The organism is Streptomyces sp. NPDC088910, from assembly GCF_044749865.1.
Taxonomy (GTDB): Bacteria; Actinomycetota; Actinomycetes; order Streptomycetales; family Streptomycetaceae; genus Actinacidiphila.
On sequence record NZ_JBIVIV010000015.1, the window covers coordinates 171271 to 196901 of the forward strand.

At 71.7% G+C, this 25631-nt stretch carries 17 protein-coding genes and 1 tRNA gene; 5 read left to right on the forward strand and 13 right to left on the reverse strand.

Features of this window, described 5'->3' with window-relative positions; all coding sequences use genetic code 11:
• The first annotated feature begins 54 nt into the window (after nucleotides 1–54).
• Entirely contained in the window at nucleotides 55–2631 is a 2577-nt protein-coding gene (gene hrpB / locus ACIP4Z_RS30090; protein ID WP_401313460.1) for an ATP-dependent helicase HrpB, read from the forward strand.
• A gap of 173 nt (nucleotides 2632–2804) precedes the next feature.
• Here the strand turns inward: hrpB and ACIP4Z_RS30095 are convergent, their stop codons facing one another.
• The 4 genes from ACIP4Z_RS30095 to polA form a co-directional block, all read right to left on the reverse strand.
• On the reverse strand, nucleotides 2805–3830 hold the full coding sequence (locus ACIP4Z_RS30095; RefSeq protein WP_401313394.1) for a DUF3068 domain-containing protein: 1026 nt from the start codon (nucleotides 3828–3830) through the stop codon (nucleotides 2805–2807).
• Nucleotides 3831–3936: 106 nt separating this feature from the next.
• A complete protein-coding gene (locus tag ACIP4Z_RS30100) occupies nucleotides 3937–4071 on the reverse strand; it encodes an SPW_0924 family protein (RefSeq protein WP_188282936.1) in 135 nt (44 codons plus the stop codon).
• A gap of 196 nt (nucleotides 4072–4267) precedes the next feature.
• Nucleotides 4268–5539, reverse strand: a complete 1272-nt coding sequence (locus tag ACIP4Z_RS30105) for a lytic murein transglycosylase (RefSeq protein WP_391159712.1) — start codon at nucleotides 5537–5539, stop codon at nucleotides 4268–4270.
• Nucleotides 5540–5768: 229 nt separating this feature from the next.
• Nucleotides 5769–8486 carry a DNA polymerase I gene (gene polA / locus ACIP4Z_RS30110; protein WP_355333953.1) on the reverse strand — a complete coding sequence of 906 codons (2718 nt, stop codon included), beginning with the start codon at nucleotides 8484–8486 and terminating at the stop codon, nucleotides 5769–5771.
• A gap of 166 nt (nucleotides 8487–8652) precedes the next feature.
• Here polA and ACIP4Z_RS30115 point away from each other — a divergent pair, with 166 nt between their 5' ends.
• Together ACIP4Z_RS30115 and ACIP4Z_RS30120 are read left to right on the forward strand one after the other, a co-directional pair.
• Entirely contained in the window at nucleotides 8653–10974 is a 2322-nt protein-coding gene (locus ACIP4Z_RS30115; protein ID WP_401313399.1) for an FdhF/YdeP family oxidoreductase, read from the forward strand.
• 68 nt (nucleotides 10975–11042) lie between these two features.
• Nucleotides 11043–11528, forward strand: coding sequence for a PaaI family thioesterase (locus ACIP4Z_RS30120; protein ID WP_188282940.1), 486 nt, complete (start codon nucleotides 11043–11045; stop codon nucleotides 11526–11528).
• Between the two features lie 24 nt (nucleotides 11529–11552).
• On the opposite strand, the gene ACIP4Z_RS30125 is transcribed toward ACIP4Z_RS30120, so the two are convergent.
• A tRNA-Leu gene (locus tag ACIP4Z_RS30125) sits at nucleotides 11553–11635 on the reverse strand.
• A gap of 91 nt (nucleotides 11636–11726) precedes the next feature.
• On the opposite strand from ACIP4Z_RS30125, the gene ACIP4Z_RS30130 reads away from it, so the two are divergent.
• A complete protein-coding gene (locus ACIP4Z_RS30130) occupies nucleotides 11727–12368 on the forward strand; it encodes a response regulator (RefSeq protein WP_355333958.1) in 642 nt (213 codons plus the stop codon).
• A gap of 87 nt (nucleotides 12369–12455) precedes the next feature.
• Here the strand turns inward: ACIP4Z_RS30130 and ACIP4Z_RS30135 are convergent, their stop codons facing one another.
• From ACIP4Z_RS30135 to pyk, 6 genes are all read right to left on the reverse strand, one after another.
• Nucleotides 12456–13172, reverse strand: coding sequence for an ABC transporter ATP-binding protein (locus tag ACIP4Z_RS30135; RefSeq protein ID WP_188282943.1), 717 nt, complete (start codon nucleotides 13170–13172; stop codon nucleotides 12456–12458).
• A complete protein-coding gene (locus ACIP4Z_RS30140) occupies nucleotides 13169–14062 on the reverse strand; it encodes an ABC transporter ATP-binding protein (RefSeq protein ID WP_355333963.1) in 894 nt (297 codons plus the stop codon). The genes ACIP4Z_RS30135 and ACIP4Z_RS30140 overlap by 4 nt, the downstream gene beginning before the upstream one ends.
• 7 nt (nucleotides 14063–14069) lie before the next feature.
• Nucleotides 14070–15959 (reverse strand): branched-chain amino acid ABC transporter permease, encoded by a 1890-nt coding sequence (locus ACIP4Z_RS30145; RefSeq protein WP_401313404.1) that lies wholly within the window; start codon nucleotides 15957–15959, stop codon nucleotides 14070–14072.
• A 5-nt stretch (nucleotides 15960–15964) separates the two neighbouring features.
• Entirely contained in the window at nucleotides 15965–16894 is a 930-nt protein-coding gene (locus ACIP4Z_RS30150; protein ID WP_355333968.1) for a branched-chain amino acid ABC transporter permease, read from the reverse strand.
• A gap of 112 nt (nucleotides 16895–17006) precedes the next feature.
• Complete coding sequence (locus ACIP4Z_RS30155) at nucleotides 17007–18254, reverse strand: branched-chain amino acid ABC transporter substrate-binding protein (RefSeq protein WP_355333970.1); 1248 nt, start codon at nucleotides 18252–18254, stop codon at nucleotides 17007–17009.
• A gap of 522 nt (nucleotides 18255–18776) precedes the next feature.
• Nucleotides 18777–20213, reverse strand: a complete 1437-nt coding sequence (pyk, locus tag ACIP4Z_RS30160; protein WP_355333972.1) for a pyruvate kinase — start codon at nucleotides 20211–20213, stop codon at nucleotides 18777–18779.
• A 307-nt stretch (nucleotides 20214–20520) separates the two neighbouring features.
• Here pyk and ACIP4Z_RS30165 point away from each other — a divergent pair, with 307 nt between their 5' ends.
• Nucleotides 20521–22350 (forward strand): bifunctional metallophosphatase/5'-nucleotidase, encoded by a 1830-nt coding sequence (locus ACIP4Z_RS30165; protein WP_401313409.1) that lies wholly within the window; start codon nucleotides 20521–20523, stop codon nucleotides 22348–22350.
• Here the strand turns inward: ACIP4Z_RS30165 and ACIP4Z_RS30170 are convergent.
• Nucleotides 22319–23863, reverse strand: a complete 1545-nt coding sequence (locus ACIP4Z_RS30170) for a lysine N(6)-hydroxylase/L-ornithine N(5)-oxygenase family protein (protein ID WP_401313412.1) — start codon at nucleotides 23861–23863, stop codon at nucleotides 22319–22321. The genes ACIP4Z_RS30165 and ACIP4Z_RS30170 overlap by 32 nt on opposite strands.
• The gene (locus ACIP4Z_RS30175; protein ID WP_401313415.1) at nucleotides 23860–25347 is read right to left on the reverse strand and encodes a pyridoxal phosphate-dependent decarboxylase family protein; all 1488 of its coding nucleotides are present in this window, start codon (nucleotides 25345–25347) and stop codon (nucleotides 23860–23862) included. Before ACIP4Z_RS30175 ends, ACIP4Z_RS30170 begins: the two co-directional genes overlap by 4 nt.
• Between the last annotated feature and the right edge of the window lie 284 nt (nucleotides 25348–25631).

Here is a 25631-nt window from a genome sequence, read left to right on the forward strand (position 1 = left end):
CAGGACGGTCGGGCGGCCGGCGGGGAAGCCGGCGGGAGCGCCGGTACGTACGCGATCCGGGCCGAGGGGCGCGCGCTGCCGGTGGCCTGCGTCGTACCGGAGCTGCTGGCCGCGCTGCGGTCGCCGGGCTGCGCCGTCCTGGCCGCGCCGCCCGGCACCGGCAAGACCACGCTGGTCCCGCTGCTGATCGCCGACGCGTTCGGCGGGCGGGTGCTGGTCGCGGAGCCGCGGCGGATGGCGGCGCGGGCGGCGGCCCGGCGGATGGCCTGGCTGCTCGGGGAGCGGGTCGGCGAGACCGTCGGTTTCACGGTCCGCGGCGAGCGGCGGGTCTCGGCCCGCACCGCGGTCGAGGTGGTCACCACCGGTGTGCTGCTGCAACGGCTCCAGCGCGACCAGGAACTGCCGGGCGTGAGCACGGTGATGCTCGACGAGTGCCACGAGCGGCATCTGGACGCCGACACGTCCATGGCGTTCCTGCTGGACGTACGGGCCCTGCTGCGGCCGGAGTTGCGGCTGGTCGCGGCGTCCGCGACGACGGACACGGCCGCGTGGGCGGCGCTGCTGGGCGGGGCCGACGGGCCGCCCGCGCCTGTGGTCGAGGCGGGCGGGGTGCTGCACCCGGTGGCCGTGGAGTGGGCGCCGCCGCCCGGTCTCGTACGGGCGACGCACGCCGGGGGCCGGGTGGACCGGGCGCTGCTCGACCATGTGGCGACGGTGGTGCGGCGGGCGCTGCGGGAGCGCGACGGGGACGTGCTGTGCTTCATGCCGGGCGTCGGGGAGATCGCGCGGGTCGCGGGTCTGCTCGGGGACCTCACGGATTCCGGCGGCGCGGGCGGCGGCATCGAGGTGCTCCAGGTGCACGGCCGCGCCCCGGCCGCCGTCCAGGACGCGGCGCTCGCGCCCGGTGAGCGGCGGCGCGTGCTGCTCGCGACCTCCGTGGCCGAGTCCAGTCTGACCGTGCCGGGCGTGCGGGTCGTGGTGGACAGCGGGCTGGCCCGCGAGCCGCGCATGGACCACGCGCGGGGCCTCGGCGCGCTGGTCACCGTACGGGTGTCGCGGGCCGCCTCCGACCAGCGCGCCGGGCGCGCCGGGCGCGAGGGTCCCGGCACCGTCTACCGCTGCTGGCCGCCGGCCGAGGACGCCCGCAGACCCCGGCACCCCTCCCCCGAGATCGCGCTCGCCGACCTCACGGCCTTCGCGCTCCAGGCCGCCTGCTGGGGCGATCCGGACGCCTCAGGGCTCGCCCTGCTGGACGCCCCGCCGCAGGGCGCGATGGCCGCGGCCCGCGACACGCTACGCGGCCTCGGCGCCGTCGACGCCTCGGGCCGCGCCCTGGACCGGGGCCGCCGGCTGGCCCGGCTCGGGCTGCACCCCCGGCTCGCCCGCGCCCTCCTCGACTCCGCGCCCGTGCTCGGCGCCCGCCGCGCCGCCGAGGTCACCGCGCTCCTCAGCGAAGAACTCCCCCACTCCTACGGCTCCGACCTCACCGCCGCCTGGCACACCGCCCGCCGCGGCGGCGACCCGTACGCGGCGCGCTGGCGCGCGGAGGCCGACCGGCTGCGCGGCACGGTGACGGAGGGGAGCCCGCCCGCGACAGACGTTGCCGTCCCGCGCTCCGCGGCGCACCCGTCCCCCGCGAGCCGCGCCGCGGGCGGGGGCCTGTCGGACGACGCGGCGGCCGGGCTCGTCGTCGCCCTGGCGTTTCCCGAGCGGGTCGCGCGGCGGCGGGGCGGGGACGGATACGTGATGGCGTCCGGGACCGGCGCGGAGGTCGGCGGGGGCGTGGGCGGGGCGGAGTGGGTGGCGGTGGCCGTGGCGGACCGGGGCGTCGGGCGGACGGACGCGCGGGTGCGGGTGGCCGCGGTGATCGACGAGGGCACCGCGCGGGCGGCGGCGGCCGGGCTGCTGGAGTCGTACGAGGAGGTGGCCTGGCGCGGCGGGGACGTGGTGGCGCGCCGGGTGGAGCGGCTGGGCGCGCTGGAGCTGTCGGCGGCGCCGCTGCGCCGGCCGGACCGGGACGCGGTGCGGGCCGCGCTGCTCGACGGGCTGCGGCGCGAGGGCACCGGTTTGCTGCACTGGTCGCGGGAGGCCCGTGAGGTACGGCAGCGGCTGGCCTTCCTGCACCGGGAGTTGGGCGGGAACTGGCCGGACGTCTCGGAGCGGGCGCTGGTGGAGCGGGCCGAGGAGTGGCTGGGGCCCGAGCTGGCGCGGGCCGGGCGGCGGGCGGATCTGGAGCGGATCTCGGCGGGCGGCGCGCTGCCCCGGCTGCTGCCGTGGGCCACGGGCGAGGCCGCCCGGTTCGGTGAGCTGGCACCGGAGCGGTTCGAGGTGCCGAGCGGTTCGCGGATCCGGATCGACTACGGCGGGGACCAGCCCGTACTGGCCGTGAAGCTCCAGGAGTTGTTCGGGCTGCGGGCGACGCCCGAGATCGCCGGGGTGCCGCTGCTGGTGCATCTGCTGTCGCCCGCGGGGCGGCCCGCGGCGGTGACCGCGGACCTCGCCTCGTTCTGGCGTGACGGCTACCGCGCGGTGCGCGCCGAGCTGCGGGGCCGCTACCCGCGCCACCCGTGGCCCGAGGACCCGGCGACGGCCGAGCCGACCAAGCGGACGAACAACAGCCGCCGCGCGTAGCCCGACCGCCCGGCCCGTACGGCGTCCGGGACAGATCGGCCGGTGCGGGGTCCCGGCACGGCTCGGCCCGTACGGGGTCCGGGCCGTGGGTCAGACCGGTACGGGGTCCGGGACAGGTCGGCCGGTGCGGGGGTCCGGACACGGCTCGGCCCGTACGGCGTCCGGGCCGTGGGTCAGACCGGTACGGGGTCCGGGTGGTCGGGGGCGCGGTCGGGGTCGGGCTCCCGGCCGCCCACCGGGTCGGCGGGACGCCGCCCGCGCGCTTCGAGCAGCAGGGACAGCGCCAGCAGCGCGGCGGCGAGCCCGCCGAAGCCCCACGGCAGGTAGCTGGTGAGCAGCAGCACCAACTGCCGTTGCGTCTTGACCAGATGGACGATGGAGTCGATGTAGTCGGGCCGCATCTTCACGTCGCCCGCGAAGGCGGTGACCGGTGCTTTGCCGGTCGAGGCGGGGAAGCGCAGCTCCTCGGTGTGGATCTCCTCGCCGTTGACGGGCGCGCCGGTCGTCGGGTCGACCCAGAACATCCGCTTGGTGGTGTACCAGCGCTGGATGCCGGTGGCCTTGACCGTCTCGGGGGTGAGCGCGGGAGCGCCGGGCGCGATCTCGGGCAGTTTCTTGGGCAGCGGGACCCGCTGCCAGGGCACGGTCTGCTCGAAGTAGTAGACCTTCAGGCCGTGGAAGCGCTGGGTGCCCGCGTAGTGGATCGGCGCGGAGGTGCGGCTCTGCGCGTCGAAGTAGTAGTAGTCGCGCTTCTGGGTCAGGAAGGGGAACTTGAACTCGATGCCCTGCCGGGTGACCGGGTCGCCGTCGACCGACTCGCTCGCGGTGTGCACCGGCTCCTGGGTGTGCGCGTCGAAGACGTACCGCTCGGGGATCTCCGAGACCATCTTGCCGTCCGGGCCCGCGACGTAGGAGAGCGCGTCCCAGACCACGACGTCCTTGCCGGTCTCGGCCTTGACCTGCCGGGCCGCCGTCACGTTGCCCTTGAGGGTCTGCACGATGCTGACCTTGGAGACCTTCTTGGCGGTGAGGCTGGAGTAGTCGACGAGGGTGGCGTTCTTCGCCTCGAGGACGGCGACCTGGTACTCGCTCGGCGGCACTTTGGCCAGCCGCGGGTAGGCGTACCAGCGCAGCATGGGCGCCAGGGTCGCGAAGAAGACGGCGAGGGCGAGCAGCACCAGGCTGGACTTGCGGCGCATCGCGGCTCCAGACGGCTCAGGGGTGGCTGGCTCAGAGGTGACCGGCTCAGGGGTGGCTGGCTCAGAGGTGGCCGGCTCAGAGGTGGCCGGCTCAGGGGTGACCGGCTCAGGGGTGGCTGGGGACCGTGGTCAGCAGGGGTTTCGGCGAGGTGTGACCCGCGGGCGCGCCGATCGCGGTGACGGTGAAGACCAGGGCGAGGGCGGCGGCGAGTCCGATCGCCGCCGCGGCGAGAGCGCGCATGGCCGGACCTCCCTCGGGCATGGGCCGACGCGGTCGTCGGCCGGGGCCGGGGCACCGTAGCAACCGGGAGGTGAGATGAGAACACGTTTCACCGGGGACGTTCGTGAGGCTTTCGCCTGAACGTCCCCGGTGCGCGGGAGTGTGGCCGGCGCGCGGGGCGCCGGGGGTGCCGTGTCGGGGAAAGCCCCGTCGCGGGTTACGGCTTCGCGGTGACGGCGGCGCCCGTGGCCGCGCTGGCGGTCGCCTCACCGCTGGGGGTGGGGGTGTCCGTCGGCGTCGGGGTGTCGGTGGCGCAGGGGTCGGGCGTGCCGGGGGTGTCCGTGGGAGTCGGCGTCGCGGTCGGGCTGGGGCTCGCGCTGTCGGTCGGCGAGGGCGACGGGGACTGCGTCGGACAGCCGGGGGTCGTCGGGGTGTCCGTCGGCGTGCCGGTCGGGGTTCCCGTGGGGGTGCCGGTAGGCGACGACGGCGACGACGGCGGCGGGGTCTTGCCGGGGCCGGTCGACGGGGTGCCCGCGGTCGGCGGGACGATGCCGCCGCTCGGGTGGGTGCCGGACGGCGAGGGCGACGGTGTGCCGCCGGGGGCCGACGCGGACGGACTGGTCGACGGCCGCGGGGTGTTGGCGAACGGCGGCGCGCCCGCGCCCGGTGTGCCCGGGCGGTCGGGCACGGAGACCGCGTCGCCCTGCCGGAAGTGCTCGTACCAGGACTTCACCAGGTCGAGGTAGGCCTGCGAGTGGTTGTAGCCGAGGATCGCGCGGTCCATGTCCCGCGGTACGGCCAGGTCGCGGCCGTCGGCGCACAGGTAGTGGGCGGCGGCCAGCGCGGCGTCGTACACGTTGTCGGGGTTGGCGACCCCGTCGCCGTTGCCGTCCGCGCCCCAGTTCGCCCACGTCGAGGGGATGAACTGCATCGGGCCGACCGCGCGGTCGTGGACCGGGTCGCCGTCGTAGCGTCCGCCGTCGGTGTCGCTGATGTTCGCGAAGCCGTTGCCGTCGAGCACCGGGCCGAGGATCGGGGTGTACGTCGTCCCCTTGGCGTCCACGGCGCCGCCGCGGGCCTGGCCGGACTCCACCTGGCCGATGGCGGCGAGCAGTTGCCACGGCAGGTGGCAGCCGGGGTTGCTCGCGGCGACGCTCGCCTCGGCGCGCCGGTAGGCGTCCAGGACGGTCGCGGGCAGCGAGCCGCCGGACGGCAGCGGGGTGACGACCGGGCCGCCGGAGGGCGTGGCGGTCGGATTCGTGAGGTCCGTCGGGGTGTTCAGCGGCGGCACATCGGTGATGTACGGCGAACCGCCGTCGATCGCGGGGCCGGGCGGCGGGGCCACGGTGGTCGTCTGCCGCGCGGCGGCGTGCGCCACCGGGATGAGTCCCGGCGCCTGCGAGGCGCCCAGCGCCGCCATCGCGGCGGCGGCGACCGCCGTACCCGCCGCTCCCCTGCGTAGCCTTCGGCCGTACCGCCGCGCTGACATGTCCGCGGTCCTCCCCAGGTGCGAGATGGGCGCGTGGCCGCGCCACAACTCGATTGACCCTACGGCAACTTCAGCCCCCCGACCACAGTCGGGGAAGACGCGATCCAGGGCAAATCCCGGCAATCCGCCGAGGTTTCCGGCCCCTCGGCGGACCTTTCACCGAGGGGTCGCGACTCGTTCACACAGCCCGGTCACAGACTCGCGCGGTCGCGCGGGCGGCGGGGTGGGGTCAGTGCGCGGCCGACTCCCAGTCGGTGCCGTCGCCGACCGACACGTCCAGCGCGGCGCGCAGCGGATACGCGCCCGCCATCTCGCGGCGGACCAGCGTCTCGACCTTCTTCCGCTCGCCGGGCGCGACCTCCAGCACGATTTCGTCGTGCACCTGGAGCAGTATCCGCGACTCCAGCTTCTCGTCGGTGAGCGCCTGGTCGACCTTGAGCATCGCGATCTTCACGATGTCGGCGGCCGAGCCCTGGATCGGGGCGTTGAGCGCCATCCGCTCGGCCATCTCACGACGCTGCCGGTTGTCGCTGTTGAGGTCGGGCAGGTAGCGGCGGCGGCCGAGCAGCGTCTCGGTGTAGCCGGTGTTCCTGGCCTCCTCGACCACCCGGTGCAGATAGTCCCGCACGCCGCCGAACCGCTCGAAGTACGTCTCCATCAGCCCGCGCGCCTCCGCGGCCTCGATGTTGAGCTGCTGGGACAGGCCGAAGGCGGACAGGCCGTACGCCAGCCCGTACGACATCGCCTTGATCTTGCGGCGCATCTCGGCGTCCACCGCGTCCCGTGCGACGCCGAAGACCTGGGAGCCGACGGTGGTGTGCAGATCCTCGCCGGAGGCGAAGGCGGCGATCAGTCCCTCGTCCTGCGACAGGTGGGCCATCACGCGCAGTTCGATCTGGCTGTAGTCGGCGGTCAGCAGCGATTCGTAGCCCTCGCCGACGACGAAGCCGCGGCGGATGGCCCGGCCCTCGTCGGTGCGGACCGGCACATTCTGCAGGTTGGGGTCGGTGGACGACAGGCGTCCGGTGGCCGCGACGGTCTGGCTGAAGGTGGTGTGGATGCGTCCGTCCGGGGCGATCGTCTTGACCAGCCCCTCGACGGTGACCCGGAGCTTGGCCTGCTCCCGGTGGCGCAGCATGATGACCGGCAGTTCGTGCTCGGTCTGCGCGGCCAGCCAGGCCAGCGCGTCGGCGTCCGTGGTGTAACCGGTCTTGGTCTTCTTGGTCTTGGGCAGGCCCAGCTCGCCGAAGAGGACTTCCTGGAGCTGCTTGGGCGAGCCGAGGTTGAACTCGTGGCCGACCGAGGCGTGCGCCTCGCCGACCGCGTGCTGCACGGCCGCGGCGAACTGCTGTTCCAGACCTTCGAGATGGGCCCGGTCGGCGGCGATCCCGGAGCGTTCCATCCGGGCCAGGAGCGCCGAGGTGGGCAGTTCGACCTCGTGCAGCAGCTCGGTGGCGCCGACCTCGGGCAGCCGCTCGCCGAAGACCTCGGCGAGGTCGAGGACGGTACGGGCCTGCACCATCAGCGCGTCGGCCGCGGCGGCGCCCTCGTCCTCGCCCTCCTCGCCGAAGGCGAGCTGTCCGCCCGCGGCGTCGGCCGGGGCCAGCTCGCGGCCCAGGTACTCCACCGACAGCACGTCAAGCGCGAAGGAGCGGCGGCCGGGCTTGATGAGATACGCGGCCAGGGCCGTGCACATCGTCACCCCGGCGACGCTCCAGCCGTGCTCGGCGAAGACCCGCTCGACGTTCTTCGCGTTGTGCAGCACCTTGGGGCGGGCGGGGTCGGCGATCCAGGCGGCGAAGGACTTCTCGTCCGCCTCGTCCAGCTCCGCGGGGTCGAACCAGGCGGCCACCTCCGGTGAGGCGAGCGCGATCTGGGTGACGCTGCCGCTGCCCAGCGCCCAGGTGTCGACGCTGGCCAGGCCGAGCGGCGCGCCGCCGTGCTCGTCGAGCCAGCCGGGCAGGTCGCCCGCGGCGAGCACGGTGCCCTCCACGGCGACGCCCTCGGCGATCTCCGCCTCTTCCTGCTCGGCGCCGGGATCGACGGCGAACAGCCGCTCCCGGAAGTTGGAGTTGCGGAATTCCAGCACGTCCAGCACGCCGACCAGGGCCGTCCTGTCGTACGGCTCCCTGGCCAGGCCCTCGGGGCCCGAGGGCAGGCTCACGTCGCGCACCATCTCGGTCAGCCGCCGGTTGAGCTTCACCGCGTCCAGGTGCGCCCGCAGATTCTCACCGGCCTTGCCCTTGACCTCGTCGGCCCGCTCGACCAGGTCGGCGAACGACCCGAACTGCGTGATCCACTTGGCCGCCGTCTTCTCGCCGACGCCGGGGATGCCGGGCAGATTGTCCGACGGGTCGCCGCGCAGCGCCGCGAAGTCCGGGTACTGCTGGGGCGTCAGGCCGTACTTCTCCTCGACCTTCTCCGGGGTGTAGCGGGTCAGCTCGGAGACGCCCTTGGTGGGGTAGAGCACCGTCACGTTCTCGGTGACCAACTGGAACGAGTCCCGGTCGCCGGTGACGATCAGCACCTCGTAACCGAGCGCTTCCGCCTGGGTGGCGAGCGTGGCGATCACGTCGTCCGCCTCGAAGCCCTCGACCGCGAAGCGGCTGACGCCCATCGCGTCCAGCAGCTCGCCGATCAGCTCGACCTGGCTGCGGAACTCGTCCGGCGTCTTCGAGCGGTTCGCCTTGTACTCGGGGAACTCGTCGAACCGCCAGGTCTTGCGGGAGACGTCGAAGGCGACGGCCAGGTGCGTCGGCCGCTCGTCACGCAGCGTGTTCGCCAGCATGGACGTGAAGCCGTAGATCGCGTTCGTCGGCTGGCCCGTGGCGGTGTTGAAGTTCTCCACGGGCAGCGCGTAGAACGCCCGGTACGCCAGCGAGTGCCCGTCCAGCAGCAGCAGGCGGGGGCGGTCGGTCGTCTTCGATGCGGATGCGTTGTCTGCCACGTCTCCGATCCTCCCACGCGGGTACGACAACGAAGGACGCCTCCCGCCGGGGGCACGCCGTGCGGGGGGCGGCGGGGCCGGGAGCCGGGCGGGCGGCTCGGCGGGCCGATCAAGCCGGGCGCCGCCCGCCGGCTCCCCCGCCGCGCAAAGGCGGTACAAAGGACGTATGGCAAAGAAGCCCCCTTCAGGTGACCCCGTCCAGGACGCTCCGCAGGTCTCCGCGCCCAAGCACAGTGCGGCGGGCCTGCCCGCCATCGGGCACACGGTCAAGATGGCCGGGCAGCAGATGGGGGTGCGGCGGGCCACGTTGACGCTGCTGAAGGTCAACCAGAAGGGCGGCTTCGACTGTCCGGGCTGCGCCTGGCCCGAGCCGGACCACCGGCATGTCGCCGAATTCTGCGAGAACGGCGCGAAGGCGGTCGCCGAGGAGGCGACGCTGCGCCGGGTGACCCCGGACTTCTTCGCCGCGCACCCGGTCTCCGACCTGGCGCGGCGCAGCGGCTACTGGCTGGGCCAGCAGGGCCGGATCACGCAGCCGATGTATCTGGCGGAAGGCGCCGACCACTACGAGGCGGTGCCGTGGGAGCGGGCCTTCTCGATCGTCGCGGACGAACTGACCGCCCTGGACACCCCGGACGAGGCGGTCTTCTACACCTCGGGCCGCACCAGCAACGAGGCGGCGTTCCTCTTCCAGCTCTTCGCCCGCGAGCTGGGCACCAACAATCTGCCGGACTGCTCCAACATGTGCCACGAGTCGTCGGGTTCCGCGCTGACCGAGACGCTGGGCGTCGGCAAGGGCAGTGTGCTGCTGGAGGATCTGTACCGGTCGGACCTGATCATCGTCGCCGGGCAGAATCCGGGCACCAACCACCCGCGGATGCTGTCCGCGCTGGAGAAGGCCAAGCAGGGCGGGGCGACGATCGTGTCGGTCAACCCGCTTCCGGAGGCGGGTCTCGAGCGGTTCAAGAATCCGCAGAACGCCTCGGGTCTCGCCGGTTCCGGCACCGTGCTGACCGATCTGTTCCTCCAGATCAGGCTCGGCGGCGACCAGGCGCTGTTCCGCGCGCTGGGCCGGCTGCTGATCGAGGCCGGCGCGCTGGACCGCGACTTCATCGCGGAGCACACCCACGGCTTCGCGGAGTACGAGGCCGCCGCGCTCGCCACCGACTGGGACGAGGTGGAGCGCGCCACCGGTCTGGCGCGGGCCGAGATCGACAAGCTGCTCGCCCTGGTGCTGGACGCCAAGAGCGTCGTGGTGTGCTGGGCGATGGGCCTGACCCAGCACAAGCACGCGGTGCCGACCATCCGCGAGGTGGTCAACTTCCTGCTGCTGGGCGGCAACATCGGCCGCCCCGGCGCCGGGGTCTGCCCGGTGCGCGGGCACAGCAATGTGCAGGGCGACCGGACGATGGGCATCTTCGAGCGGCCCCCGGCGGCGTTCCTGGACGCGCTGGAGAAGGAGTTCGGCTTCGCGCCGCCGCGCGAGCACGGCTTCGACGTGGTGCGCGCGATCCGGGCGCTGCGCGACGGGACGGCGAAGGTGTTCTTCGCGATGGGCGGCAACTTCGTCGCCGCGTCCCCCGACACCGACGTCACGGAGGCCGCGATGCGCAAGGCGCGGCTGACCGTCCATGTGTCGACCAAGCTGAACCGTTCGCACGCCGTCACCGGCGCCCGCGCGCTGATCCTGCCGACGCTGGGCCGTACCGAGAAGGACCGGCAGGCGGGCGGCCCGCAGTTCGTCACCGTCGAGGACTCGATGGGCATGGTGCACGCCTCGCGCGGCGGCCTGGACCCGGCCTCGCCGCATCTGCTGTCGGAGCCCGCGATCGTGACCCGGCTGGCCCGCGCCGTCTTCGGCGACCGGAGCATGGTGCCGTGGGCGGACTTCGAGCGGGACTACGACGCGATCCGCGACCGTATTTCGCGGGTCGTCCCCGGCTTCGCGGACTTCAACGCCAAGGTGCGGCGCCCGGGCGGCTTCACGCTGCCGCACGCCCCGCGCGACAGCCGCACCTTCCCCACCGCGACGGGCAAGGCCAACTTCACGGCGGCGGCCGTCGAGTACCCGGCGGTGCCCGAGGGGCGGCTGCTGCTCCAGACGCTGCGCTCGCACGACCAGTACAACACCACCATCTACGGTCTGGACGACCGCTACCGCGGCATCAAGAACGGCCGCCGCGTCGTCCTGCTGCACCCCGAGGACGCCGCGGCCAACGGTCTGGCCGACGGCGACTACGCCGACCTGGTCGGCGAGTGGAAGGACGGCACGGAGCGGCGCGCGGAGGGCTTCCGGGTCGTGCACTACCCGACCCCGCGCGGGTGCGCGGCGGCGTACTACCCGGAGACCAATGTGCTGGTCCCCCTCGACCACACCGCGGACACCAGCAACACCCCCGCCTCGAAGTCGGTGGTCATCCGGCTGGAGCGGACCGCGGCGGACGCCCCCCGACGCACGGCCGACGCGGGCCGTCCGGTAGAAAACTGATCAGTACACGGAAAACGCGTACGGGCACACCGGATCAGGCCGGACGAGGACGATCGGAGCACCACCCCATGGGCGAGCGGACCACCACCTACTTCCCGCCGGAGATCCTGGAGCAGTACGCCGGGCTCGGCGTCGATCTGCGGGGGCTGTTCTCCGGCGGTCACCTGGGCGAGCGGATGGGCATCCGGATCCTGGAGGCGGCGCCGGAGAAGGTGGTCGGCACGATGCCCGTGGAGGGCAACACCCAGCCGATGGGGCTGCTGCACGGCGGCGCGTCCGCGGTGCTCGCCGAGACCCTCGGCTCGGTCGGCGCGATGCTGCACGGCGGTCCCAGCAAGATGGCCGTCGGCGTGGACCTCAACGCCACCCACCACCGCGGTCTGCGCTCCGGTCTCGTCACCGGCACCGCCACCCCGGTCCACCGGGGCCGCTCCTCGGCGACCTATGAGATCGTCATCACGGACGAGGCGGACAAGCGGGTCTGTACGGCCCGGCTGACCTGCATGCTGCGCCCGGCGACTCCCACGGGCACGACCGCTCCCCCGGCGAACTGAGGGGATACGGGGGGATTTCAGAGGTGCCGGGTGCGGGATTCGAACCCGCACGCCCTTTCGGACAGATGTGTTTGAGACATCCGCGTATGCCATTCCGCCAACCCGGCCAGGTCGCGTGCACAGCGTACCGTGTAGGTGCGCGCCGTCGCAGCTAGGTAGGCTCAGGTGTGCAGTACCCCGCCTGATACGAGGAGCACCGTGAGCGCGCCCGACGAGTCCGCCGCCCCGCTCGACGACGAGCAGTCGAAGTCCCACGTCCCTCCCCTGACGACCCGCGTGGTCATCGCCGAGGACGAGGCGCTGATCCGCCTCGACCTCAAGGAGATGCTGGAGGAGGAGGGCTACTCCGTCGTCGGGGAGGCCGGGGACGGCGAGACCGCGGTGAAGCTCGCCGAGGAGCAGCGTCCCGATCTGGTGATCCTGGACGTGAAGATGCCGGTGCTCGACGGGATCTCGGCGGCCGAGCGGATCGCCGCGGACAAGATCGCGCCGGTGCTGATGCTGACCGCGTTCTCGCAGCGCGAGCTGGTGGAGCGGGCCAGGGACGCGGGCGCGATGGCGTATCTGGTGAAGCCGTTCAGCAAGAGCGATCTGGTGCCCGCGATCGAGATGGCGGTGAGCCGGTTCCAGGAGCTGAAGGCGCTGGAGGCGGAGATCGCCGACCTGTCGCTGCGGCTGGAGACCCGCAAGCTGGTCGACCGGGCCAAGAGCGTCCTCCAGACCAAGTACGGGCTGACCGAGCCCGCCGCCTTCCGCTGGATCCAGAAGACGTCGATGGACCGCCGGATGTCGATGCAGGCGGTCGCGCAGGCCGTGATCGAAGAGGTCTCCGAGAAGTAGGCGCCCGCGGACGGGACACGGCGCAGGGCCCGCACCCCGGTCGGGGTGCGGGCCCTGCGCCGTGTTCCGGGCCCGGTCGGGCGAGCCTCAGTCCTCGCCGAGGTACGTCTTGCGGACGCCGTCGTCGTGCAGCAGGTCCTGGCCGGTGCCGGAGAGCTTGATCGTGCCGATCTCCATCACATGGGCCTGGTCGGCGAGCGAGAGCGCGGCCTGCGCGTTCTGCTCGACCAGCAGGATCGTGGTGCCCTGGGCCTTCAGCTCCACGATGGTCGTCATGATCTTCTGCATCATGATCGGCGACAGACCCATCGAGGGCTCGTCGAGCATGAGCAGCTTGGGCTGCGACATCAGCGCGCGGCCCATGGCGAGCATCTGCTGCTCGCCGCCGGACAGCGTGCCCGCGGCCTGCCTGCGGCGCTCCCCGAGGATCGGGAAGAGGTCGTAGGCGCGCTGGATGTCCTTGGCGATGGCCGCCGTGTCCTTGCGGAGGAAGGCGCCGAGCTGGAGATTCTGCTCGATGGTGAGCCGGGGGAAGATGTGCCGGCCCTCCGGGGAGTGCGCCAGGCCCAGGGCGACGATCCGGTGCGCCGGGACGCGGGTGAGCACCTTGCCGTCGAAGCTGACCCGGCCGCCGATCGGCTTGAGCAGCCCGCTGAGGGTGCGCAGCGTGGTGGTCTTGCCCGCGCCGTTGGTGCCGATCAGGGTGACGATCTGGCCCGCCTCGACGGTGAACGAGATGCCCTTGACGGCCTCGATCTTGCCGTAGGCGACCCGGAGGTCCTCGACTTCGAGCAGTGCGGTCATCGGTCGTTCTCCTGCTCCTCGGCCCCGGCTTCGGCCGCGGCCGCTTCCACTGCGGCGTCGCCCTCACCGGTGGGCGCGCCTTCGAAGGGTTCACCGAGGTAGGCCGCGATGACCCGTTCGTCCTGCTGGACCACGTCGGAGGTGCCCTCGACCAGTTTCTCGCCCTGGACGAGGACGGCGACGCGGTCGCACAGGTTGAAGATGAACCGCATGTCGTGCTCGATGACCAGGACGGCGATGCCCTGGTCGCGGATGGCGAAGACCAACTCCTCGGTGGCCCTGGTTTCCTGCGGGTTCATACCGGCCGTGGGCTCGTCCAGCAGCAGCAGGCCGGGCTCGCTGGCCAGCGCGCGGGCGATCTCCAGCTTGCGCTGCTCGCCGTAGGGGAGGTTGCGCGAGAGGTGGTCGGCCTTGCCGGCCAGGCCGATGAACTCCAGGATCTCCATGGCCCGCGCCCGCGACCGGGCTTCGGCCTTGTGGTAGCCGGGGCCGCGGATGAGGGCGGACAGCAGTCCCTCGCGGGTCCTGGTGTGCCTGCCGACCAGCACGTTCTCCAGCACGGTCATGTTGGAGAAGAGCCGGATGTTCTGGAAGGTGCGGGCGAGTCCGGCCTGGGTGACCAGGTGCGGTTTGGGCGGCAGCACCTCGCCTCGGTAGGTGACCTTGCCCTCGGTGGGGACGTACAGGCCGGTGAGGCAGTTGAAGAAGGTGGTCTTCCCGGCGCCGTTGGGGCCGATCAGTCCGACGATCTCACCGCTGTTGACGGTGAGGTCGACGTCGCGGACGGCGGTGAGGCCGCCGAACCGCATGACGACGCCGCTGGCCTGGAGCAGCGGGCCGCCGTCGGAGGCCGCTGCCGGGGTCGGCTGCTCTTGGCTGATGATGGTCATGTGTCTCTCACGCCCCTGCCGGGCTGGCCGGGACGGTGTCGTCGCCGAGCGGGCGTTGCTCGGGGATGAGCACTTCGTCCTGGTGGAATTCGAGCTGGCGGCGCCGGTTGGGGATGATGCCCTCGGGCCGGAAGCGCATGATCAGGATCAGGGCGAGGCCGAACGCGAAGAGTTCGTACCGCTCCAGGAAGCCGAGCTTCTCGGGGAGCAGGTAGAGCAGCGCCGCGCCGAGGATCGGGCCGCTGACCGTACCCATGCCGCCGAGGACGACGGCGGCGAGCAGGAAGGCCGAGTTGGGCGGGGCGGCGCCCGCGAACTGGTACGGGTTGGGCACCACGTTGTACGTGACGTGGGCGCTGACGGTGCCCGCGAGTCCGGCGAGCGAGGCGCCGAGGGCGAAGGCGATCAGCTTGACCCGGAAGCCGTTGATGCCCATGGCGGTGGCGGCGGTCTCGTCCTCGCGGATGGCGACCCAGGCGCGGCCGATCCGGGAGTCGGCAGCGCGGGTGAAGATCAGCACCACGATGACCGTGATCAGCAGCATCAGCAGGTAGTAGTTGGCGAACCGGCCGAGGGTGACGGAGCCGATGTCGTGCGAGGCGCCGAGGTTGTACCCGAAGATCGACAGGTCGGGGATCTGCGAGATGCCGTTGGGGCCGTTGGTGACCTTCGGGCCCGATACGCCGTCGAGGCTGTTGACGACGATGCGGAAGATCTCACCGAAGCCGAGCGTGACGATGGCCAGGTAGTCGCCGCGCAGCCGCAGGGTGGGGGCGCCGATGAGGACGCCGAAGACCAGTGAGGCGGCCATGCCGGTGAGGGCGGCGGCCCAGAACGGGAACTGGACGCCGGACCAGATCGAGAACGGCGAGCCGGAGACCAGGGCGGCGGCGTACGCGCCGACGCCGAGGAAGGCGACGTAACCGAGGTCGAGCAGGCCGGTGAGGCCGACGACGATGTTGAGGCCGAGGGCGACGGTGCCGAAGATCAGGATGTTGACGCCGAGGTTGGCGTAGTGCTCGTCGTTCTGCGCGAAGGGGTAGGCCAGCGCGGCCAGGAAGCCCATCGTGTTGGCGAACGAGCGGTGGGCGGCGGTGAGTCCGGAGAACTGCCGGAGCAGACCGGCCGCGCTCAGCGCCCAGATGGTGAAGACCACGACGATCAGGAAGCCGAGGAAGATCTCGGTGTAGCCGGTGGCGAGGCCGTAGGTGAAGACCTCGAGGCCGATCGCGGCGGCCACGGTGATGATCAGCCGCTGGACCCAGCCGGGCAGCTTCGTCGGGTCGGCGACCGGGAGATCGCTGTGGTGGGGGCGCAGTTCGCGCAGCCACTTGTACGTGCCGACGACCGGGCCGACCGTGGAGAAGCGGCCGAGTTCGAAGTACTCGGTGTCGTGGGTCTCCCGCGGGTGCCGGTGGATCGGCAGTGCGAGGGCGCCGATCACCAGGACCAGGCTGCCGATCGCGGCGACGAAGCCGCCGGGGTCGAGGTTGGCCAGACCGCCGAGCTTCTCGGCGATGGCGATCACCGTGTACCAGGTGGTGCCCAGGGTGCCGAGGGCGAGCAGCAGCACCGGGTTGTTGGAGCGGTTGGGGGTGAGCCAGCGCAGGCCCTTGAGGCCGAAGGCGCCGAGCGCGAACAGGCCGGTGACGATGGCGCCGACCAGGGTGAGGACCTGGAGACCGCCGGGGTAGCCGGAGACGGTGAGGTCGCCGGGGAACTCGGTGGTGTACGTCCAGGACATGAAGGTGGAGGCGATGGTCGCCACGGCGCCGATGAGGGTGACCGCCTGGGCGGCGGTCCGCGGCAGCGGTACGAAGGGGGCGACCCTGCGTCCGGCCGGTTTCGCGGTGTCGACGGCGATGGACTCCGCGGCGCTTACGGGGATGTCGGTCATCGGTGTCACGCCCTGTCCGCGACGCGCTCGCCGAGCAGACCTTGCGGCCGGACGAGCAGGACGACGATGAGGAGCACGAAGGCCCAGACGTTCGCCCAGCTTCCGCCGCCGAGCTGCTGCATGCCGGGGATGTTGGAGATGTAGGCGGAGGCGCAGGACTCGGCGATGCCGAGGACGAGGCCGCCGAGCATGGCTCCGTAGATGTTGCCGATGCCGCCGAGGACGGCCGCGGTGAACGCCTTGAGTCCGGCCTGGAAGCCGATGTCGTACTTGACCTGGCCGTACTTGAGGCCGGAGGCGAGTCCGGCGACGGCGGCGAAGAAGCCGCCGATGGCGAAGGCGATGACGATGATGCGGTTGGTGTCGATGCCCATGAGCTGGGCGGTGTCCGAGTCCTGCGCGGTGGCCTGCATGGCGCGGCCGGTGCGGCTGGTGCGGACGAAGGCGGCGAGGCCGACCATGCAGATCACGGCGGCGGAGACCAGGAAGATGTCACCGCTCTGGATGTTGATCGATCCCACGTGGAAGGGGCCGCCGGGCAGTTGCGGGAAGCTCTTGGCGTTGTCGGCGCCCGGGTACCAGAGGAAGATCGCCTGCTGAAGTGCGAGGGAGAGGCCGATGGCGGTGATCAGTGGTGCCAGCCGTGGTGCGCCGCGCAGCGGCCGGTACGCGAATCGCTCCGCGGCCACGGCGATGAGCACGGACACGATGGCGCCGCCGAGCAGCATCAGGGGCAGTGCGAGCCAGATGGACGTGCTGTCGGGGAGATTCGTCCAGACCGCGAGCGCGCCGAAGGCTCCGGTCATGTAGATCTCGCCGTGGGCGAAGTTGATGAGCTGGACGATGCCGTACACCATCGTGTAGCCGATGGCGATGAGCCCGTACATCGAGCCGATGAACAGCCCGTTGGCCAGCTGTTGCGGCAGGGTGTGCACCGCATGGCCTCCATGTCACTGAGGGAGCAGGGGGGAAGGTACGCCGGGGGGTAAGCGGGGGGCCGCGCGGTCGGGGTGACCAGCCGCGCGGCCCTGGGTGCTACGGAGTCGGTCAGCCGCTGTAGGTGCCGCTCTTCACGGCCTCCCACTTGCCGCTCTTGACCTGGTAGACGGTGAGCTGCTTGTTGGTGGTGTCGCCGTACTGGTCGAAGGAGACGTGCCCGGCGATGCCGTCGAAGTCGCTCTTCTGGACGGCGTCGACGAGCTTGGAGCGGGCGTCGGCCATGGCGGGGAGCTTGCCGCCGTTGGCGTCCATGACGGCCTTGACGCCCTTGATGATCGCGGTGGCGGCGTCGTACGAGTAGCCGCCGTAGGTGCCGTAGTCGCCGGGGTAGTTCTTCGCCTTGTACGTGGCGATGAAGTCCTTGGCCGCCGGGAGCGTGGTGACCGGAACGCCGACGGAGGTGGCGAGGTCGCCTTCCGAGGCCGCACCCGCGGTCTTGATGTAGGTGTCGGAGAACATGCCGTCGCCGCCCATGAGCGGGATCTTCACGCCGGCCGCCTTGAGCTGCTTGGTGAGCTGCTCCGACTCGTCGTACTGGCCGCCGTAGTAGACCATGTCGGCCTTGGCGTTCTTGATCTTGGTGACGAGCGTGGAGAAGTCGTTGTCACCGGTGTTGACGTGGTCGGTGCCGGCGATCTTGCCGCCGAGGGACCCGAACTTGTCCTTGAAGATGCCCGCGAGACCCGCGCCGTAGGTCTGCTTGTCGTCCACCACGAAGGCGTTGGTCTTCTTCAGGGTGTTGTAGGCGTAGTCCGCCGCGAAGCCGCCCTGGAGGGCGTCGGTGGTGGCGGTACGGAAGTAGGTCTTGAACGGCCGGACCTTGGTGCCGGTGTTCCAGTCCTTGCCCTGGGTCAGGGTGGGGTTGGTGTTGGACGGCGAGATCTCGACCATGTTCGCGGTGGTGAACACCTGCTGCATGGACTGGGCGACGCCGGAGTTCAGCGGGCCGACGGCGGCGATCACGCTGCTGTCCGCGACCAGGGCCGTGGCGTTCTGCTGGCCGGTGGCGGGCAGCGCCTTGTCGTCCAGGGCCTTGATCTTGAAGGTCACCCCGGGGACGAGGTTGTTCTTGTTGGCGTCGTCGACAGCGATCTGCACGCCGTACTGGATGCCGAGGCCGGTGGCCGAGTTCTGCCCGGTAAGCGGAGCGTCGACACCGATGACAACGGTCGTCTTGGCGGCGCCGCTGCTGTCCCCGCTGCCCTTCTTGTCGTCGCTCCGCGATCCGCAGGCGGTGAGGGTGAGGGCTCCAGTGGTGAGTACGGCGGTCAGTACAAGCAAGGAACGGTGTCGCACGATCAGTCCTTTCCCCTGGCGCGGCCGTCTCTGATGAGACGCCGAGTCGCGCGCTGGAACCCGAACTGACAAATCCGGAGGCGCGGTGACTGGCCGTGACTCTAGGCGCGTGGAGCTGAGTCAGGCAGAGGTGAAGGGAAGAGTGTGACTGTCTTGTTATGCCGGAAGGAAACTCTTGAGGTTCTGCTGAGGTTGGCGGAGGGATTTGGGTGCTTTGCTCCGGCGTCCGCATGATGAGAACGCGCACTTCCGGCCAAGGGTAGGGGACTTGGGGGCGACCGGGAGGCGATGTGACCGCGGCAGGAATGTCAGGAGATTCAGAGGGTAAGCACCTGTCGGAGTACCGCCCTGATTCCGTATTGCGTTCGCGTTACATAGCGTTAAGTTTTTCGATTCGCCGGCCAAAGGCCCCGCCATTGCCGCTGCCGAAATCGGCGGCAAAGGCGGCCGACGACGACGCCCCGCCCGGCGAATGCCGAACGGGGCGTGATGGGCGCGGCGGGTGAATCCGCGCCGTACAGGTCAGGATTTCGGCGAATCGTCCTCGCCGATGTGGTGGACCCGGACCATGTTGGTGGTGCCCGGCATGCCGGGGGGCGAACCGGCCGTGATCACCACGATGTCGCCCTTCTTGCAGCGGCCGATCCGCAGCAGCTGCTCGTCCACCTGTTGGACCATCTCGTCGGTGGTCTGCACCATCGGGCCGAGGAAGGTCTCCACTCCCCAGGTCAGATTCAACTGCGAGCGGGTCGCGGGCTCCGGGGTGAAGGCGAGCAGGGGGATCGGCGAGCGGTAGCGGGACAGGCGGCGGACGGTGTCGCCGGACTGGGTGAAGGCGACCAGGAAGCGGGCGCCGAGGAAGTCGCCCATCTCGGCGGCGGCGCGGGCCACGGCGCCGCCCTGGGTACGGGGCTTGTTCTGGTCGGTGAGCGGCGGCAGGCCGGTGGCGAGCACCGCGTCCTCGGCCGCGGACACGATCCGCGACATCGTCTTGACGGTCTCGATCGGATACTTGCCGACGCTGGTCTCACCGGAGAGCATCACCGCGTCCGTGCCGTCCATCACGGCGTTGGCGACATCGCTGGCCTCGGCGCGGGTGGGGCGGGAGTTGTCGATCATCGAGTCGAGCATCTGCGTGGCGACGATGACCGGCTTCGCGTTGCGCTTGGCGAGCGTGATCGCGCGCTTCTGCACCATCGGGACGGCTTCCAGCGGCATCTCGACGCCGAGGTCGCCGCGCGCGACCATGATCCCGTCGAACGCGTCGACGATCCCTTCGAGGGCGTCGACCGCCTGCGGCTTCTCGACCTTGGCGATCACCGGGACCCGGCGGCCCTCCTCGGCCATGATCCGCAGCACGTCCTCGACGTCCCGCCCGGTGCGGACGAAGGACAGCGCGATGATGTCGGCGCCGATCCGCAGGCCCCAGCGCAGGTCCCTGATGTCCTTGTCGGACAGCGCGGGCACCGACACGGCGACACCGGGGAGATTCAGCCCCTTGTTGTCGGAGACCATCCCGCCCTCGATGACCATGGTGTGCACCCGCGGTCCCTCGACGTCGGTGACCTCCAGGGTGACGCGCCCGTCGTCCACCAGGATGCGCTCGCCGCGGGCGACGTCCGCGGACAGTCCCTTGTACGTCGTCCCGCAGATCTGCTGGTCGCCCTCGATGTCGTCCACGGTGATCGTGAACTCGTCGCCGCGTTCGAGTAGTACAGGTCCTTCGGCGAAACGTCCGAGCCTGATCTTCGGGCCCTGAAGGTCAACCATGATGCCCACGCTGCGACCGGTCTCGTCCGCGGCTTTGCGGACTCGTCGGTAGCGGTCCTCGTGCTCCGCGTACGCTCCATGGCTCAGATTCAGTCGTGCCACGTCCATTCCGGCCTCGACCAGTGCTTTGATCTGGTCGTAGGAGTCGGTGGCGGGGCCCAGTGTGCAGACAATTTTGGCTCGGCGCATGTGTCGAGAGTATGACCTACTCGTTGGTAGGGAACACGCTCACGGCAACTGCCCAACGACGTCTGGATTAACGCTTGTTGACAAGTGTCGAAGTGTGCGGCCCCCCGCTCCGATGAGCACTCCTGTCACCCCCGCACCCGCTGAGCACGTCTTACGCGCCCGGAATCGCACGTCGGCCGCACCGTGCGTGTCACGCGCGGGACATCTTCCGGTTACGTGTGGGGGGTGTCGCCGGGTGGGGCGGGCGGTGCAGAATCTACGCGCGTTGTTCCCGCACCGGGAGCAGACGGGAACGAGGAGACGACAGATGGCGCTCAACCGCAGGGACTTCATCAACCGCTCGGCCGCCACGGGGGCGGGCGTGGCGCTCGCGGGCACCGCCGGGGCGGTCGTGGGGGCGAGCCCCGCGGAGGCCGCCGACCGGCACCACGGACACGGCCACGGGAAGCCCAAGACGTTCAGCCTGCGGGTGCTGGGCACCACCGACCTGCACGGACACGCCCTGAACTGGGACTACTTCACGAACGCCGAGTACGACGACGCGACCCACAACGACATCGGCCTCGCCAAGGTCTCCACCCTCGTCGCGCACGCCCGCGCCGAGAAGGGCCACGACCGCACGCTGCTGATCGACGCGGGCGACATCATCCAGGGCACGCAGCTCTCGTACTACTACGCGCGGGTCGAGCCGATCACCGGCGCGCGCCGCGGCCCCAAGCACCCGATGGCGCTGGCCATGAACCACATGAAGTACGACGCGGCGGCGCTGGGCAACCACGAGTTCAACTACGGCATCCCGCTGCTGCGCGCCTTCCAGGACCAGTGCGACTTCCCGCTGCTCGCCGCCAACGCGGTGGACGCCAAGACCCTCAAGCCCGCCTTCCCGCCCTACCTGGTCAAGGAGATCCGCGTCCAGGGCGGCCCCCCGGTCAAGGTCGGCATCCTCGGCCTGACCAACCCCGGCATCGCCATCTGGGACAAGGCCAACGTGCAGGGCAAGATGGCCTTCCCCGGCCTGGTCGAGCAGGCGAGGATCTACGTGCCCAAGCTCCGCGCCCTCGGCTGCGACGTGGTGATCTGCACCGACCACTCCGGCCTGGACGGCAGCACCTCCTACGGCGACGCGATCCCGTACCCGGAGAACGCCTCCTCGCTGGTGGCCCGGCAGGTGCCCGGCATCGACGCGATCCTGGTCGGCCACACCCACGTCGAGCGCCCGCAGACGCTGGTCGTCAACGAGAAGACCGGCAAGACCGTCGTGCTGTCCGAGCCCCTGATGTGGGGCATGCGGCTGAGCGTCTTCGACATCGACCTGGAGTTCAGCCGCGGCCGGTGGGAGGTCACCTCCGTCAAGGCCGAGGTGCGCAACGCCAACACCGTCGCCGAGGACCCGGTCGTCGCCAAGCTGGTGCGCGACGAGCACAACAAGGTCGTCGCGTACGTCAACCAGATCATCGGCACCTGCACCGCGACGATGTCCGCGGCCGAGTCCACGTACAAGGACACGCCGATCATCGACTTCCTCAACCTGGTGCAGGCCGACACGGTGAAGGCGGCGCTCGCCGGTACCGCGTACGCCGACCTGCCGGTGCTCTCCGAGGCGTCGCCGTTCTCCCGCACCGCCGCGATCCCGGCGGGGCAGGTCTCGCTGCGCGACGTGGCAGGGCTGTACGTCTACGAGAACACCCTGGACGCCAAGCTGCTCACCGGCGCCCAGGTCAAGGACTACCTGGAGTGGTCGGCGGCGTACTACGCGCAGACCGCGCCGGACGCGCCCGTCGACGTCACCAAGATCACCAACGCCAACAACACCCCCGACTACAGCTACGACATCCTCAGCGGCGTGTCGTACGACATCGACATCGCGCAGCCGGTCGGCTCCCGGATCGTCAACCTCACGCACGGCGGCGCGCCGGTCGACCCGGCCGCGCGGTTCGTGCTCGCGGTCAACAACTACCGCTCCGGCGGCGGCAGCAACTACCCGCACGTGGCCACCGCCCAGTCGGTGTGGTCCAACTCGGACGAGATCCGCAACACGATCATCGCCTGGGTGCAGGCGCACGGCACGATCGACCCGACGACGTTCGGCGGCGACGAGTGGCGCCTCACCCGCGCCGGAGTGCCGCTGTTCGCGTAGGGACGTCGCTGGCGGCGGCGCCGTCGAGACCGAAGGTGGTGAAGGCCGTCCTGGCCGGCAGCGGGTAGTGCTCCGCGCCGGTCAGGAGGCCGGTCAGGTCGTTGAGGATGACCGCGGAGCGCCAGGCCGCCAGGCCCAGGTCGGGCGCGCCGATCCCGTGGCTGTGCCGCTCCGCGTTCTGCACGTAGATCCGGCCGGTGACCGCCCGGTCCAGCTCCAGCCGGTGCCGCGCGTCGATCCGCGGCCGGTTGGCGGAGTCCCGCTTCAGGTACGGGTCGAGCGGCGCGAGCAACTGGTCGAGCGGGCGCTCCCGGTAGCCGGTCGCCAGCACCACCGCGTCGGTCATCAGCCGGGTACGGGTGCCCTGTTCGACGTGTTCCAGGTGCAGTTCGATGCTCTGGGTGCCGATCCGGCCCGCGGTCCGCACGGTGACGCCGGGCGTCAGCACCGCGTCCGGCCAGCCGCCGTCGAGCGTACGGCGGTACAGCTCGTCGTGGATCGCGGTGATCGTGGCGTCGTCGATGCCCTTGTGCAACTGCCACTGCCGCGGCACCAGTCGGTCGCGCACCGGCTCCGGCAGACCGTGGAAGTACCGCGTGTAGTCCGGGGTGAAGTGTTCGAGGCCCAGCTTGCTGTACTCCATCGGCGCGAAGGCGGGCGTGCGCGCCAGCCACGTCAGCCGCTCCCGGCCGGCGGGACGCGCCCGCAGCAGGTCGAGGAAGATCTCGGCGCCGGACTGTCCGGAGCCGACGACGGTGATGTGCTCGGCGTCCAGCAGCCGTTCACGCTGCTTGACGTAGTCCGCGGAGTGCACGACGGGTACGGTCGGCGCCTGCGCGAGCGGGCGCAGGGGCTCCGGTACGTAAGGGGCCGTGCCGATCCCCACCACCAGGTGCCGGGCGTACGTGCGGCCCAGCGCCTCGGCCTCGCCGTGCTCGTCCAGGTGCGTGTGGTCGACCTCGAAGTGGCCGCGCTCCGCGTTCCAGCGCACGGCGTCGACCTGCTGCCCGAAGTGCGTACTGGGCAGCCCCTCGGCGGCCCACCGGCAGTAGGCGTCGTATTCGGCGCGGTGCACATGGAAGCGCTCGGCGAAGTAGAAGGGGAACAGCCGCTCGCGGGTCTTGAGCCAGCTCAGGAAGGACCAGCGGCTCGCGGGGTCCGCGAGGGTCACCAGGTCGGCCAGGAAGGGGACTTGGAGGGTGGCGCCGTCGATCAGCAGACCGGGGTGCCACTGGAAGGAGGACCGCTGGTCGTAGAAGGCGGCGGTGAGGTCGGGCACGCCGTCGGCGAGGGCGGCGAGCGAGAGGTTGAACGGGCCGATGCCGATGCCGAGCAGGTCGAAGGGGGGCGGCTGCGATTCGGCGGGGGGCGCGGCGGGGGCCGGGGCGCGGTCGGGTCCTTGCGCCTGTGCGGGAACCGTCGTCGGGTGGGGGACCGGCGCGGGGGCCGGGGCGCCGGCTGGTCGCGCCGTTCCGGGGGCCTCGTGCGAGGCGTCGTCGTGCGAGGGCGTCATCGGGGGGTGGTGCCTTCCGTGGTCAGGGGAGGTGTCGGGTGCGGCAAGCGGGCCTCGGGGGCCGGTGGCTCGGCGGACTCGGCGGGCGCAGCGGGCTCCGGGGGCTCCGTGGGCTCGGCGGCCAGGGCGACGAGCGCGTCGAGGTCCGCCGCGGTGAGGTACGGGTTCAGCAGCGTCGCCTTGAGCCACAGCCGCCCGCCGACGTGGGCGCGGCCCAGCACCGCCCGGCCGTCGTACAGCAGGCGGCGGCGCAGCGCGGCGATCGCCTCGTCGGTGGCGCCGCGCGGCCGGAACAGCACGGTGCTGATGGCGGGGTGCGCGTACAGCGTCAGGTCCGGGTGGCGTTCGATCCGCTCCGCCAGCTCACGGGCCGACGCGCAGACGGCGTCGACCAGCTGCCCCATCCCCTCGTGGCCGAGCGCCCGCAGGGTGACGGCGATCTTCAGGACGTCGGGGCGGCGGCTGGTGCGCAGCGAACGGCCCAGCAGGTCGGGCAGCCCGGCCTCGGTGTCGTCGGCCGCGTTCAGATAGTCGGCGCGGTGGTCGAGCGGGCGCAGCGCGGCGGCATCGGGTACGACCAGCAGGCCCGCGGCGACCGGCTGCCAGCCGAGCTTGTGCAGGTCGACGGTGACCGAGACGGCCTGGTCGAGGCCCGCGAGCTTGGCCGCTTCGCGGTCGCTGAACAGCAACGGGCCGCCGTACGCGGCGTCCACGTGCAACTCGGCGTCGTGCCGGGCGGCGGCGGCTGCCAGCGCGGGCAGCGCGTCGATCGCACCGGTGTCCGTGGTGCCCGCGGTCGCGACCAGCAGCACGTGCGGCGCGAGGCCGCGCAGGACGGACTCCACGGCCGCCGGGTCCAGTACGCCGCCGGGTGTGGCGAGCACCACCGGACGGGGCAGACCGAGCAGCCAGGTCGCGCGGGCCACGCTGTGGTGCGCGTTCGACCCGCACACCACCTGCACCGGGCGGCGGCCCGCACGCGCCGCACGCTCCCTGGCCAGCAACAGCGCGAGCTGGTTCGACTCCGTGCCGCCGGTCGTGACCAGCGCGTCGGGAGCGTCGTGGCCGGGGTACACCAGGGCCGCCAGTGCCGCCGTGACGCGGGCCTCCAACGCCGTGGCGGCGGGGGCCTGGTCCCAGGAGTCCATGGACGGGTTCAGTACGGACGCGGCGAAGTCGGCCGCCGCGGCCATGGCCAGGGGCGGGCAGTGCAGATGCGCGACGCAGCCCGGTTCCGCCGGGTCGGCGGCGCCCTCCGCGACGGCGCGCACCAGTGTGCGCAGGGCTTCTTCCGCTCCGGTGCCGGTGCGGGGCAGCGGCGGGCCCGTCCGGGCCAGCCGCGCCGCCACCGCGGCGGGGCCGCCGCTGGGCAGGGGGCCGCCGCGGGTCGCCGCGCCTTCCGCGAGGGCCGCGCGGGCCGTTTCGAGCAACGGCCCGAGTTCTGCGGGTCCTTGGCGGCCCCCGGCCAGTTGTGGCTTCGCCATGAGTCGTTGCCGCCTGTCGTCGCCGGTACCTCTCCGTACTCAACGACGCCGAACGCCAACGGGTATCGCCCCCCGTGCGCCCACCTCGCGCAGGGCCTTGTCTTTAGGGGCGCGGGGAACTGCGCGACCAGCCCCCACCGGGCTTCAGCCCGAAAACAACCGCATCTGCCCCGCTGGGGCCGGTTTTCACCCGCGCCACCACGCGGGCTGAGCGCGCAGTTCCTCCCCCAGCTAACGCTGGGAGGTGCCCCCAGCGCCCCTAAAAGACCGGCGTGCCGCCTAGC